At 43.3% G+C, this 14,224-nt stretch carries 12 protein-coding genes; 4 read left to right on the top strand and 8 right to left on the bottom strand.

The window, feature by feature from the left end:
- Positions 1–5 precede the first annotated feature (5 nt).
- From NX845_RS15985 to NX845_RS15965, 5 genes are all read right to left on the bottom strand, one after another.
- Positions 6–1,541: a PepSY domain-containing protein gene (locus NX845_RS15985; RefSeq protein ID WP_017094969.1), complete on the bottom strand. Its 1,536-nt coding sequence runs from the start codon at positions 1,539–1,541 to the stop codon at positions 6–8.
- Between the two features lie 110 nt (positions 1,542–1,651).
- Positions 1,652–2,002, bottom strand: coding sequence for a hypothetical protein (locus NX845_RS15980; RefSeq protein WP_260256984.1), 351 nt, complete (start codon positions 2,000–2,002; stop codon positions 1,652–1,654).
- 301 nt (positions 2,003–2,303) lie between these two features.
- Positions 2,304–2,699 carry a cytochrome b562 gene (locus NX845_RS15975; RefSeq protein WP_004730193.1) on the bottom strand — a complete coding sequence of 132 codons (396 nt, stop codon included), beginning with the start codon at positions 2,697–2,699 and terminating at the stop codon, positions 2,304–2,306.
- Between the two features lie 177 nt (positions 2,700–2,876).
- Entirely contained in the window at positions 2,877–3,623 is a 747-nt protein-coding gene (locus tag NX845_RS15970; protein ID WP_065682377.1) for a phosphatase, read from the bottom strand.
- Between the two features lie 156 nt (positions 3,624–3,779).
- Positions 3,780–5,102, bottom strand: a complete 1,323-nt coding sequence (locus tag NX845_RS15965) for a GGDEF domain-containing protein (RefSeq protein WP_017094971.1) — start codon at positions 5,100–5,102, stop codon at positions 3,780–3,782.
- A gap of 358 nt (positions 5,103–5,460) precedes the next feature.
- Here NX845_RS15965 and NX845_RS15960 point away from each other — a divergent pair, with 358 nt between their 5' ends.
- Positions 5,461–8,484, top strand: a complete 3,024-nt coding sequence (locus NX845_RS15960) for an HD domain-containing phosphohydrolase (protein WP_065682376.1) — start codon at positions 5,461–5,463, stop codon at positions 8,482–8,484.
- 51 nt (positions 8,485–8,535) lie between these two features.
- Here NX845_RS15960 and NX845_RS15955 read toward each other — a convergent pair whose 3' ends face one another.
- Positions 8,536–9,564: a DMT family transporter gene (locus NX845_RS15955; RefSeq protein ID WP_065682375.1), complete on the bottom strand. Its 1,029-nt coding sequence runs from the start codon at positions 9,562–9,564 to the stop codon at positions 8,536–8,538.
- A gap of 91 nt (positions 9,565–9,655) precedes the next feature.
- Between NX845_RS15955 and NX845_RS15950 the strand changes: the two genes are divergently transcribed.
- Positions 9,656–10,612 (top strand): LysR substrate-binding domain-containing protein, encoded by a 957-nt coding sequence (locus tag NX845_RS15950; RefSeq protein ID WP_065682374.1) that lies wholly within the window; start codon positions 9,656–9,658, stop codon positions 10,610–10,612.
- 28 nt (positions 10,613–10,640) lie between these two features.
- On the top strand, positions 10,641–10,961 hold the full coding sequence (locus NX845_RS15945) for a heavy metal-binding domain-containing protein (protein ID WP_004730185.1): 321 nt from the start codon (positions 10,641–10,643) through the stop codon (positions 10,959–10,961).
- 177 nt (positions 10,962–11,138) lie between these two features.
- Here the strand turns inward: NX845_RS15945 and NX845_RS15940 are convergent, their stop codons facing one another.
- Both NX845_RS15940 and NX845_RS15935 read right to left on the bottom strand, forming a co-directional pair.
- Complete coding sequence (locus NX845_RS15940) at positions 11,139–12,422, bottom strand: peptidoglycan DD-metalloendopeptidase family protein (protein WP_260256983.1); 1,284 nt, start codon at positions 12,420–12,422, stop codon at positions 11,139–11,141.
- 144 nt (positions 12,423–12,566) lie between these two features.
- Positions 12,567–13,406, bottom strand: coding sequence for a tetratricopeptide repeat protein (locus tag NX845_RS15935; RefSeq protein ID WP_017085458.1), 840 nt, complete (start codon positions 13,404–13,406; stop codon positions 12,567–12,569).
- Between the two features lie 300 nt (positions 13,407–13,706).
- Here NX845_RS15935 and NX845_RS15930 point away from each other — a divergent pair, with 300 nt between their 5' ends.
- Positions 13,707–14,198 carry a cytochrome b gene (locus NX845_RS15930; RefSeq protein WP_080583161.1) on the top strand — a complete coding sequence of 164 codons (492 nt, stop codon included), beginning with the start codon at positions 13,707–13,709 and terminating at the stop codon, positions 14,196–14,198.
- Positions 14,199–14,224 lie beyond the last annotated feature (26 nt).

Genomic DNA, 14,224 nt, shown 5'->3' with positions numbered 1-14,224 from the left:
GTCAATTAACTCAATGCCGTCTTGAATTTCTCAACGCGTGAAAACAGTAACCAATCCAATAGCATTGCAGTCACAATCGTCGCACCCGCGAGTGGAAACAATATCGAAATAATAACCATCGTCACTAAACCCGCTTTCCATAAGCCTGCATCACCAAACTTCGGTGGCGTTCCCAGCTTTCTTTGGCCTGAAGGCCTGCGCATCCACCACATCACACCACCAGTCACCGACACCAAAATGAATGCCAAACAGAACAACGCATTTAGAAGCTTGTTGATGATGCTGATGTCACCTTGGTGCAGAGAAATACCGACGGCTAAAGTTTTGGCGAATAAATTGTAATCTTGCCACGTCACCTCTCCTAGAATGCGCCCTGAATATTGGTCGAGGTGAGTTGTGCGATCTTGGGTTGGGTCGATGATATCGCCTCCCATAGTATTGGCGGCCACGGTGTAAACACCCGTTTCTGAACGCGGGAAATTGACTTTATATTGCGTAAAACCAAGAGATTGAGCTTTTACTATCACATCATCAATAGAGAAATTACTGGCGGATAATACATGCTGAGAATGATCCTCACCCATCTTAGAATGATCATGAGCTTCAGACGCTTCTTCTACTTGGTGGACGTGTTCTGCTGGCTTATCTTGAGACAAAGGCAGTTGAGTTTGCTCTAGGTTCCAAGGCATTTCTTCTTCAGACCCGTGATTTAAAGAAGCATGCGTTTCGTTAGACAGCGGAATGTCGTCCCACATTTGAGCAGGAAAAGTACTCCATGCTTGCACTAGCTTACCGCCCCAAAAACCTGTCCATGATAATCCCGATAGAATAAATAACAGAAGAATGAATGACAGTGTTCCACCGATGTTCGCATGCAGATCACGCATTAAAACACGCGTTCCTGAACCAAATCGAAGCTTAAGAAAACCAGCGCGGCTCGCGTTATCTCTCGGTAACCATAAGTAAATACCACTGATGAGCAACAGAATAGACAAGCTTATTGCGACTTCAATTAGGTAATCACCCCAATCACCAATCAACAAAGTGCCGTGAATGTCATTCGCCAGCTGGTACAGGCTATCGCTACGCGGGATTTCTCCTACCACTTCGCCAGTGTATTGATTCACCGTGGCGAAAACGGAAGTGCCATCTTCAAGTGATACAGAAAATCGGTTCGCAAGATCAGGGACTTTGCTAGGTACAAACTGTGTCACCGTACCTTGTGGGTATTGATTCCGCACTGCAGTTAACTGTTGTGACACCTTAATAGAGTCGCCCGATGCAACAATTTCAATGGCTTCGTGGTGGAAAGCCAATTCGATTTCATCATCAAACAGCATCACCAAGCCTGTAATGCTCAGCATTAGCATAAACGGGATAACGAATAGCCCGGCATAGAAGTGCCAACGCCACGTAAGGAAGTAGAGAGTTTTATTGCGGTCTTTGCTTTTTATATTGGTTTTCGAACCGCTTGTTGCACTGCTTGTAGACTGCGAAGTCGCTTGTGCTTTCGCAGAGCTTTGAGATTCATTTCTCAACATTATTATTTCCTTTGACACACGCAAACATACCTTCTGAAAAATCAGAAAGTAATCTGAGCATGTTTAACTTTACTTAATACTTTATTTTTAATTATTTTAGTGGGTTAGGTTTAAGCAACACCAAAGGGAGGACCGCGCGGGGCTTGCCTCGTGTAGCGTTCGCTTAGAGCCAAAAAAGCGTAGCTGTCTGAGACAATAGAACTCAGTCGAGTTGTTAGTAGTGTAGTTGGAAGTTCGTCTTGGTGAAACGTGGAAAAATGGCTAAAGGGACACGGCTTTCCTTTGTGAGTATTGGGATCGCCTTCTTCAATTTGAACCAGTTCAAAGCCGTTGACCGTACATAACGACGCCCATACTCCCGCACTATTACCATGAGCATTGATAACAGGCATTAACGTCACTAGCACCCAGCTTAATGCTGTAGCGAGTAACATAGAGAAATTGAACGAGGTTCGGCGCATTATTCCTAATCTTTATAAATTTCCCTTATTATGAGGTACTTGTTATATAGGTAAACGTAAAGATTAACATCAGGTTAAAAAATTGAAGCTAACGCACACTCTTTTTAGTTAATAACTGGTTACAACGAAAGAGCCAAGAAAATGTGGCGAAACTCTACATAACAAACTGTTTATAAAAAAGACAATAAAAAACGCTGCCTTACACCTTCTTGATAAGAATAATGTAAGGCAGCGTTTTAGAAATCGAATCTTGAGGTTTTGCTCTTTGTTACGTATCTAGCAAATTCAATTGATTAGCAGATTAACCGAAGATCTTGCTCCAAATGCTTGGATTACGCTTCTCGTGATACTCTTCACGAAGGCCATCGATAGTACGAAGCTCTTGCTGTGCAGATTCAAATTCACCTTGGTCTAGCTTCTTCTCAATGCTATCAATCGATGCACTGATCTTTTTGAAACCTTCCATGAAGTGTTCTTCTTTCTCAATTGGGTAAACACCCGTTTTGAGCTCAGCAACTAGCGTGTCGATACGTACGATAGGCTTTTGCATCTCTTCAATGTTTTGAGCTTCTGCCGCTTGTTTGAACGCAAGCTTCATTTCTTGCATGTTTTTCTTAAGGTCAACATTAGCAAAAGCGTTGCCAGACAATAGCGAAGCAGCGATTAAGCCAGATAAAAGGATTGAGCGAGTTTTCATTGTTTCTCCAAGTGAAGCGATGTCTTTGAAGATAGCGCCATCGTTATTGTGGCACTTCGACTTTATTATTTTCGGCTAGTGTATACAAAAATCCGTCGGGCACAAAAATTGATTGTGTCGAAATGCAAACTAGCTAGCTAACCAATGACTAAAAAGTAAAAAGTAACGGCTATTCCATCACTCAATTACCGAAAAATCAGCAATAGATTGACGGCCACGCAATGCTAAAAATGCCAAAAATTGCTGTGGCGAATGAGTGACCACTTTATTCGAATCCACACCTACTTTATCTAACAATGCAGCGACTAAGTCCAAGCCACCGACATCTACGCAGAAATGCGCATCGCTACCTGTCGTAATAAACGCACCTTTCGCTTTCGCTATTCTTGCGATCTCATAACAGCGGTCAACACTGCCAACTCGGCTATTGCCTTTGAGTGTGGTGTTGTTGATTTCAATCGCAACGTTATGTTCCGCCGCACATTGAATCACAGCTTCAAAATCGAAATTAAAATTAGGGTTTCCTAAGTGACCAAGCGCATCAATTCGGCCGCCTTTAATCACATTCAACAATGCTTCTGTATGGGTAGCGACATCCGATGGGCGAAATACTGGCTCATGAAAACTCGCGATCACCCAATCCAAGTTCTTATCCACACTCGGATGAATGTCGATTTCACCCTGTGTGTTCATGATGTTTGACTCGACACCTCGAATAATTGCGACATCTTCAATAAAACGAGGGAGCACACGCTGGTTACTGAAGAACCAATAGTGTGGCGCGCCCGGCATAGACTCTGAATGGTCGGTCGTACAAAACATAGCTAAACCGTTTTGCTTCGCCGATTTCGCGTTTTCGATCAGCGTGCTGTAAGCATGGCCACTTGCGTATGTGTGGGTGTGGGTATCTACTTTGAGTTCCATAAATCAAGGCCTTAACCGTGTGGTCTAGTCAATCAATTTCAAGTTGGGTTGGTCTAATACAGCTTATTCAAAAATGTCCAACAGACACTTGCTTAATGTGATGCTGAGTGAATCGAAATTATATACTGTTCATCATTCAGTATTGTTAAAATTAATTCAATCGACAATAACCTGATTTCTCCCGCTATTCTTTGCTTTGTAAAGGCGCTTATCAGCAAGCATAAATAGATCATTTGGCGATGTGCTTTTCGTCGGAACGCATTCCGCAACCCCTAGGCTCATCGTTACATGAGAAGCAATGGGTGAGGAACGATGAGGAATCGGTTGACTGTGCAAAACCGTTAAGAATGAATTAAGGCGAGCTCTGCTTTGCTCTATAGATGTGCTTGGCAATATAATGGCAAACTCCTCGCCTCCTATGCGAGCAGCAAGGTCTGACGGACGGTTAAAAACGTGCTTCCATAACTTTGCGACTTGTTTAAGGCAGACATCTCCTTGATGGTGGCCATATGCATCATTATATTGCTTGAAAAAATCAATATCGCCGATCACTAAGGTTAAAGTTTGCCCTTCGCGTTCACATCTAGCCCATTCAGACTCAAACGTTTGATTAAATTTACGTCTATTGGGGAGTGAGGTTAGCTCATCAAAAAGTGCAATCTTTGTGAGATCTTGTTTTTCTCTCTGCAACTGCTCATCACGCAACTCATATTGATACAATGTTGCCAGCAACTCTTTTCGAGGAGCTTTAGTCAAATCCTTTATGGATAGTGGCGAACTAACAAACTTGGCAAAATCTCCCCTAAACAAAAAGTAGAAGATCAGCATTGGGACACTATAGCAGGCCGCAATCAACAACTTACCCAGTATATTTCCGAATATGATAGGAACGATCTGCGGGCTTAGGCCAAAAGCTAAAAGAGGAAACAGTGCTCCATCCAAACAAAGGATAAAAACAAATGCTAGCGTATAGATGAATGCCAACGCTGGTAGATTGGAAAGGAACTTACTCACTTGTGTAAAAATAAACATCAATAACAATATTTCGAGGAGAATCAAAACCCCTCCAAGAACAAGAACTTTCAACGACACGTCAAAGATACTGAAAGGGATAGCAAAAGGGTTCAACACATATTCCGATTCCAGCAACCAAGCCATAAAGTTAAAACCAACAAAAGCAATCAAATCCACAACCACTACTAACCGAAACATGTGTTTAAAAGTGCTAAAATCTCGCTCAATAATAATGAGCATTATGGTGCTCATCATGAATGCACCATAAGCAATATTTCCGCCTGAAATACTTAAAGCTTCGGATAATGGAAAGGAATAAACGGCACCAGCAAGCCCTCCCACTAAAAGCACGATACTAAGATAGTTATAAAATGCAGCTGTACGCACACGGTTTTTTAACGTAGCAAAATACAATGGGAAAATTGAGTATATTCCTACATTGAGAATATATGCTTCTAACGTCATTACTGTTCCTTCTAGGCTCAACACATACAGCACCCAGATAATTTTATAGATGTGCAGAATAATTAATGATATTAACATAATAATGATTAATTAATAAAACGTCCGGAGTGCTTGGTTTTCTAATCAGGAATATTAATAACATTAGATATCTATTGCCCCCATAGAGCCTGTCCAGCATCTTGGAGAGATGCCCTACCAATCACAAGTGGCAATTAGTACTTAAAGATAAGGCTTTATTATCATTTCACTTAGTCATAGGAAGCACAACTTAGTCGTACCGCCGTCTTAATTGCGCCAATTTTTTGCAACCTACCCAAGTTCGTCAATACTTAAACCAGTCTACAAACTGGAGTGTTAGATGAGAAGAAGACGATATCCGCTGAGTATCCACATCACTAGCCTTTTCTTAATTTTGACCACTCTTGTCGGTACCGTACTGATTTCGATAAGTTATCGGCACTCTCAAGAACTGCTTTTAGGCACCGTGCGCGAAGTCAGTAATGAACATCGCGTTAAGCTGGAATCGGTATTTAAACAAGCTATTGCCCCAGTCATCACAACCTTAAACGTGATGGCAGTGAGCCCGTTTGTTGCTCATCAAACCTCCTCCGTCGAAAAAGAATCTTGGCTTGCTTCGGTCGATATCATCTTCAAACAAAATACCAATTTAGTCGCTCTGTTCTATGGCTCTGAAGATGGCGATTTCCGAATCTTTCGTCCTCTGAGTTCCATTAAACAGAGAGCCGACAACAACGCTCCCGCCAAAGCGACCATGATGGTCAGCAGCACCAATCTAGATGGTGAAAACTTTATTACCTTTCTCGATGGCGCACACCAAGTGATCAGTACCCGACAAGCCGAGAGTAAGTTCAACCCCACGACTCGACCTTGGTTTCGTAACGCAAAGCCTGACGGCTCAATACAACTCTCTGAGCCCTACCTGTTCTATTTCCTGCAAACCAATGGCATCACGCTTTCTAGACGTTCTTTGGATGGCAAGCATGTCGTTGGTGCCGACTTCACGTTGAAATCTCTCTCTTCCCAGATCAGTGAATTGGCCTACTCTCCACAAACCCGACTCGCTCTGTTCGATCAACATTTCAATCTTCTCGGCCAACATCAACTTGATCTATCGATTCCCAAGCTTACCTCCCAGCCTAACGACACAAGTAAAACTGAGAAAACGAATAACCAAACGACGGGGAAACTCTCTGGCAGTGAGCAAGACCAAAGCTTCTTTAATGTGCCCAAACGTGAACAGATGGAAGCATTGAAAGCATCCGTCATAGCACCACTTATCTCCGACGAGGAGAAATTAAACCTCAACCTAAAAAACGTTGAGTACAACCTAAACACTTGGGCATTAACACTAACGCCTGTTGAGCTCACTCAGAATGTCACTTTATATTTGGCAGAGGCTACGCCGCACAATGAGTTGCTCTCTGATCTTATCTCGATGCGTGACAAGCAAGTCGCCGTCGCGATTGGGATGTTGTTCATCTGCTTCGCTATCGTATGGTTTGTTGCTAATAGACTGTCTCAGCCACTCAATACGCTGATGCAACTCACCGACAACATCGCACGATTTGACTTCAGGCGAACTCATTATCCCAAAAGCATGATTCAAGAAGTGGCTAACCTCGCCCACTCAATTGAGCTGATGGAACACACACTTCATGATCTTATTACGCTACTTCGAGACACGGCCGGTAATCAGGAGTTTTCGATATTAGCCAAAAATATTGCTCATCAAAGCTATTTAATTACCAAAGCAGAAACCATCGTCCTCTTCACTCAATCAAAAGAGAAAGATGTGTTTGATACGGCCGCGAACCTCGCCATTTTGCCCTTTAAGGCCGACATCAATGACTTCATCAAGCACACCCCTTGGTTGCTGTGCCAGCTTAAATCTGGAGAAACCATCCACTTAAACCGAGAAGACAATGTTCTCAACTATTACCAAGATTCGATCTTCAATTCAGATCTATACCTGTTTCCACTATTAAACCGTGAGAAGTTGTTGGTGGGTATCGTCGCAATTGGCTATGAAAGACCGATTACCAAGATGCAGGCAGACAAGCACGCCTTCTTACGAGAACTGCTCAGCTTTGCGGAAATAGCCAAAGATAACATTGACCAAATGCAGCAACAGAAAGACATGCTTAATGCCTTTATCGAGTTGATTGCATCAGCGATTGATACAAAATCACCTTACACGGGCGGGCACTGCCAACGCGTGCCTGAACTGACCAAATGGCTGACTCAAGCAACCATTGATGATGACCGTTATTACCCGCAATTCTCATTGGATAGTAAACAGTGGGAAGAGTTAATGCTCGCCGCTTGGCTTCATGACTGCGGAAAGGTAACCACACCTGAGTATGTCGTAGACAAAGCGACAAAACTTGAAACCATTTACGACCGAATCCACGAAGTGCGAATGCGTTTCGAACTGTTAAAACAACAGGCTGAAACGGACTACTGGAAAGCGATAGCGAACGGATCGCTTCAAGAGGATCAGCTTAAGATCCTCGAACAAAGCTTGTCAGAATTGGATGAAGAATTTGCCTTTGTTGCTGAATGTAACCTTGGTGGCGAATCTATGACGGAAGAGCAGCTAGAACGCTTAGACCGAATAGCCAAGCGCCAATGGAAACGAACACTCGACGATCAGCTAGGGTTATCTTGGTCTGAAAAAGAGAGATTCAATGAACAACAAGACACGACAGAGAAGAGTGAAGCTGAGCCAGCAAGAAAAGACCAAATACTACCGGTGATGGAACCGCTACTTGCTGATAAACCCGAACATAAAATACCGTGGGATAATGGCTTTAACCCAGCTGATGTGTGGCAAGAAGCGTTTGTGCTTAAGCCAGGAGAGGTCAAATACAACCAAGGTGAACTGCACAATTTGAAAGTTCGTCGTGGTACGTTAAACGATGAAGAACGTTTCATGATCAACGATCATATTATTCAAACCTTCACCATGCTTAACAAGCTGCCTTATCCGTCTTACCTCCAGAATATTCCGGATATCGCCAGCGGACACCACGAGCGTATCGACGGTAAGGGCTACCCAAGAGGCTTAAGCGAAGACCAATTACCTCTACCGTCCAGAGCGATGGCAATTGCTGATGTCTTTGAAGCGCTCACCTCTAGTGATCGCCCGTATAAGAAAGGCAAACTCCTAAGCGAATCACTCAACATCATGACCGACATGGCCACCAGCGGTCATATCGATCCCAAGCTGTATTTGCTGTTCTTAGAAAACAAAATCTACGACAAATACGCTGAGCGATTCCTAGAGACTAAACAGCGTTGCGAGATTGAACCAAACGAACACATTGACCGAGTAAAAGAGTATATACGCTCGTTATTTTAAGTTTGAGCTAACCATTCAGACTAAAGACCATAAGCTTTATAAGCTCAATGGTTAGCTTTTAGCTGCCGAGTCCAATACCGCAACGTCCACTACAGTCGCTACAGCCACTGTGACTCGCGGTGTCTGGTTGGCTTTCGCCTTGCTGTGTCTTTTAGCTAATAGAGTGTTGGTAATGCTCGCTACAACAATCAGGTTAATGCCAATCATCTGCTGAGTAGAAAACACATCATCAAAGAACAAACCCTGCCATAAGGCGCTAAACAGCATGTTAGTAAAAATCAGTGGTGCCAACTGGGAACCGCTATCTGCAAGCTTATAAGCCTTGGATCGGAAAATTTGAGTATTGATGGTAAACAGTGCGAGTCCAAATGCACCAAGTCCAATCCAACGCAAGTCATCAAACGACAGCAAAGTCGTTAAAGCTCCATACACACTATCCCCCTGAAGTACATCTGGTACAGCAGAAACAGAAGTAAACACGACCATAGGTATAACGAGAATTGCTGCGACTAAAAAGGTCCATGCGTTAAGCTCTGCTGGTGTCAGGCTGGTTTTAGATGCTCGGTACAGACTCACTTGCGAGCCAGAATTAAACACACCCGCTAGAAGTCCAAGCAATAGCGCAGGTCTAAAGAACTCCGAACCCAACTCAAACTGCGACCAATCCCCCGCCATCATCACTACGCCGAAAAATGTAATGGCTAAACATGCGATAGTCGTTGTATGAATCTTGGTTCCGAATATTAATTTTTCTAACAATGGAATAAACAACGGACCCGTACTGAATAACACCACACCTTCAACCAGCGTTAAGGTTTGTAGTGAAGTAAGGAAACACCACTGACACGCCACCATAAAGATCGCCCGCATCACCAAAGGTTTCCACATCTCTCGTGTCGGCTTACTGATTTTGTAAAAGGTCAGAAAAAGGAATAAAAACAGACTAGGTAACAAAAAACGCACAAAACTGAGTAACGAGATTGGCATCACTTCAGATAGATACTTGGCCATCAAGCCACTCAAAGACAAACTGAACGTCGACAACAACATGAAAGTCGTCGCCTTGGTAATATCAGACATAATTATCACCTCCTATGACACCTATTTTAGAAGCGTGACGTGATGAAAAATAGCGAGTAATATTAACCATAACTGTAAGGAAAACTTACCAATGAAGAAACTCGTCCCGCTTAAATCCGTTTATGCTTTCATTGCTGTTGCTGAAACCGGCAGCATGACCGACGCTGCTCGAGTGTTGTATGTCAGTCATTCTGCAGTAAGCCAAGCCATCAAATCACTAGAGCAACTGGTTAATAAACCGCTATTTCAGCGAGTAGGTCGTCGTGTTGTTCTTAATGCCGCCGGTAAGCGATATTATCGAAAGGTCGCGCCAGCACTGGAACAGGTGATAGAAGCGACAGAAGAGCTTGCCAGAACGCCTAAAGACCACCGTATCACTCTCAACATGGTGAACTCACTCGCGATGCACTGGTGGATCCCTCGAGTCCCCGAATTCCAAGCATTTGCTCCCTCACTTGATATCCGTATTTCGACATTAACCGGCCCTTTCGATATCGAACAAGAAGGGGTCGATATTGCTCTCGTCCATGGCAAGCCAAACGAGTGGGAACAATATTACAGCGAAAAGCTCGGCGACGATGACCTGGTCTTGGTGTGCAGCCCTGCTCTATTGAAAAACCAGACCGGATTAAACGTCCAACAACTCGTCAAACAAAACCCGACCATTGGCGTTTTTAACCTCAGGCGACAACATGACTGGCAAGTCTGGTGCGACAAATACCAAATACCAATGCCCACATTCCATAGCAATCTAACGTTTGATGTCTCCATTCAAGCGGTGCAAGCTGCAATTCGTTCGTTAGGCGTATTGGTTACGCATCGCTTGTTTGTGAAAGATGACATCAGCCATGGGATGCTAGTGGAGTTGGGCGAACCCGTCGCGAACCCACACCAAGATTTCTATTTTGTTTGCCCAAAAAACAAATTAAAACAAGAAAGTGTGCTAAAACTGAGAACATGGTTGAGGCATGAATTCACACGCTCAGAGACAACTCTGAGCGATGTTATTCAAGAGTCAGACCAAACTATCAATCCATACAGCGAGTAACAACTCAGCAAGCTTACAAGAGGCCATTATGATTATTACCACCACTCAATCTGTTGAAGGCAAACGTATTGTCGATTACAAAGGGGTTATCGCCGGAGAAGCCATTCTAGGGGTGAACGTTTTCAAAGATATGTTTTCAGGAATTCGTGACTTTGTGGGTGGACGTTCTGGCACCTACGAAAAGGAACTGGAAAAAGCACGCAACTACGCATTCAAAGAGTTGGAGCAAAAAGCGATTGAAGCGGGTGCCAACGCGGTGGTAGGTGTCGATATAGATTATGAAGTATTAGGGACGGGTAATGGCATGTTGATGGTATCAGCGAGCGGCACGGCGGTTGTCGTCGCTTAATCGCTTAATCGCTTAATCACTTAAGATCTCAACACATGAGCACATAAACACTTGGGCACACAAGATGTTGAGCACTTAATCTATTAAGCTATTGAGCAATCAGGCAGCCTAATGAAAACTCGTTCCAACCCTTTGATGATTAGCCGCCAGAGGGTTAGAACGGTTATAAGCTGATACTTAGCTTGATGTTACTCGTGCAACCTTTTGCCCGGAGAGCATGTCATCAAACGAGGCAACTCTCGCCAAAAATGCACCTTTATTTTCAGGTAAGATAGAACTCGCTAAAGGTAAGTTCGCTTTCATCGAATCCACCGCTCTTCCACGCACCAGCACTTCAAAATGCAAATGCGGCCCGGTTACGCGACCAGTCGTGCCAGACAACGCAATTTTCTGCCCACGCTTAACCTGTTGCCCCTTCTTAACCAAGAATCGGCTCAAGTGCAGATAGCGAGTTTTGTAAACACTGTTATGTTCAATCACTATGTATTTCCCCGCATACGGGTGGTTACGAATAGCAATAACTCGACCATCACCGGTTGAATAAACTGGCGACCCTACGGGTGTTGCGAAGTCAGTACCATTATGCGGAGATATACGTCCGGTCACTGGGTGCTTACGGTATGGGTTAAATGGCGAAGTAATTCTTCGGAATTGTTTGTCTATTGGGTAGCGATTGAACGCTTGCTCAAGGCTATTACCCTCTCTGTCGTAGAAGCGTCCATCTGGAGCAAGAAACGCGGCCACTTCCTTACCTCGTAACGTAATCGATATGCCTTGGATCTCCGTTTTTCCTGTTAGATGGTCGCCTGTGTATTGCTCATTGACCAACACATTAAACTCATCGCCCGCTCTTAACTGCTTTGAGAAGTTAATCTTGTCTCTTAACGTTCGAGTAATATTGGCTATCTGGGCGGTTGTTAATCCCGCTTTGTATGCTGACGTTGAAAAACTGCCATGAACGGTGCCCTTATAGAGCTTTTCTTTCCATTCGCCAGGCATTTCATGGAATTGGTAATTAAAGCTTCCATCATCATTTTTAGTGAAGACAGCTTGCTCTGCGAGACTTTCATGGAAAATCAGCTCTACGAGTTGTTTAGAGTCACTATCCAAAAGCAACTCTAGGTGATCGCCAGGCTTTATTGTATCGAGCTTCAAAGACTCAAGATCCGCTTCCATGACTTTTTGAACTGTCTCATAAGGCAGTTTCCATGACGAAAAGATGTTGCTGAGCGTATCTCCAACCTTCACGAAGTAATGCACTTTTACCAGTGTTCTTGAGCTTGTATCTGTATCTGTATCTGTATATAAGTTTGATGCCCCCTCTTGATGAGTTAATAAATCTTTATAAGGGGTGACTTGAATTGAGATTTCTTCTGGTGCTTCGGATTGAAAATGGAGCAAAACGGAAAGCGAGAATGCACTGATAGCGATAACGATCAGGCCAATAGGGAGGAACTTCATAAAATACTTAGCGGTTATAACAAGGAACTTGGCAAGTGTTATAACATAACAATTAATTCAAAAAAATAAACGTAATGTAAGAAACCGTTCCACAAAAGTTGCCAAAATATGGTGGGCGTGTGAAGCCCACCACCTTAAATGACATTACTCTTCACAAAGCGCTTCAAAACGATCTAAGCCGCGCAGCATCTCAAAGTCTGGCTCTTCAGCTAGCAACTCTCTCATTGAACCACTGGCTTCGATAGAACGCTCTAAGTCATCGATAGCCTGACCTTCTGCTCCTAACCTTGCATACGAACAAGCACGTTGATACAAGGCGTGGGCATTTTGGTCATCCACTTCTAACACGCGGTTACATAGGCTCATTGCCCAGTGGTATTCCTGCATATCCATCGCAGCATCCGCTTTATAGGTCAACGCTTCTAAATCACCCGGACGAACCTTCAATATCTCATCGTAAATTTCAATCTTCTGCTCGGCGGTTTGAGCGTTTTGCGCTCTGAGCCATAAATTGTGAATCTCATTGATGATTTCTATTTCTCGGTTGTTCTCTGAGATAATTCTGGTCTTACGCTTAAGATCCCTTTCAAGAACATTGAATTTCTTCTCGTAGTCTTGAGCAATCGAATTAAGTCGCTGGTCAGCCATTTCTTTGGTGGTGTGTTTGAGATCTTTCATTGATTGCCAACCAACCAATGCAATAAGAGAAGCAACACCCGCAATAATGTAGAAGAAATACGTGACCGTGACATTGGCATAGTTCAATGACTTATCGGCGACTGTAAGCTCACGATCGGTCATCTGAATGGTCAAGCGCCTTTCCAGATCTTGCTGTTCCATTCGCAACTGCTTCAGCTCATCTAAGATGTAGCGTTCCATCAATGGTCGGTCTACATACTCTTTCTCTGAGTATTTAACTTCCTCGCTTGCAAAGCTCATGGTCGTGACCAGTGAGAACACTGCAATCAATAGGATTCGAAGCATTTATACATTCCTTATATATTTTATCTTTGTTAACTGTATCTCTTAATCGCAAGACAAGCTAGAAAGTCGGCAATTCTGCCTTCTCCTTATTGGAATTAACACTCTAAAACATCATTGATAATTATAAAACACCTGAAGCAACATCATTAATTTCTAAATTATAAAAATACCGCGTAATACTGTTCTATATAATTAATTCGCGATGCGAATATACCAAGAGTTGATTTATTGCATCGAGATGAATCTTATATTAATAACGATCAGAGCGAGGTTAATTTGAACAATCCACGATACGACTTAATGAGCCGGGTGCTGCACTGGGTCATGGCGTCTGTCATCATCTATGCAACAGTCGCAGGGTATGTGATGCACTATGTCACCAGTCATCCAGAACTGTTTTCTTTTCTGTCAGTGCTCAACATGTCATTGGCGACCATTGCGACGCCATTATTCGTGGTTCGTTATGTCTGGAGTCACTTCCGCTCATCGCCAACCATGCCACTGTCTGTACCTGAAGGGCAAAAATGCGTTGCTAAACTTGCTCACTCCCTGATGTATCTAGTGATGTTTATGGTTTTCAGCACCGGTTATTTGATGCTAAAAGAACCTTATTCGTTATTCTGGTTAGTGAGCGTGAATAACCCAATTACCGACCCTGCAATCAACGGCTTCTTTTTCTATTTACATCGTGCCAGTTGTATTGCCCTAGCCTGTTTAGTTGTTCTTCATGTTTGTGCTGCACTTAAACACCACTTCGTCTCTAGGAACTATGTATTGAAAATGATGCTTTAAATTTTGGAGGGATATTTAAAGTAATC

Origin of the sequence: Vibrio sp. NC2 (assembly GCF_025195005.1) — a bacterium.
GTDB classification, from domain to species: Bacteria; Pseudomonadota; Gammaproteobacteria; order Enterobacterales; family Vibrionaceae; genus Vibrio; species Vibrio splendidus.
Note: the sequence above shows the minus strand (reverse complement) of the source record. Positions and strands in the feature narration are given on the sequence as shown.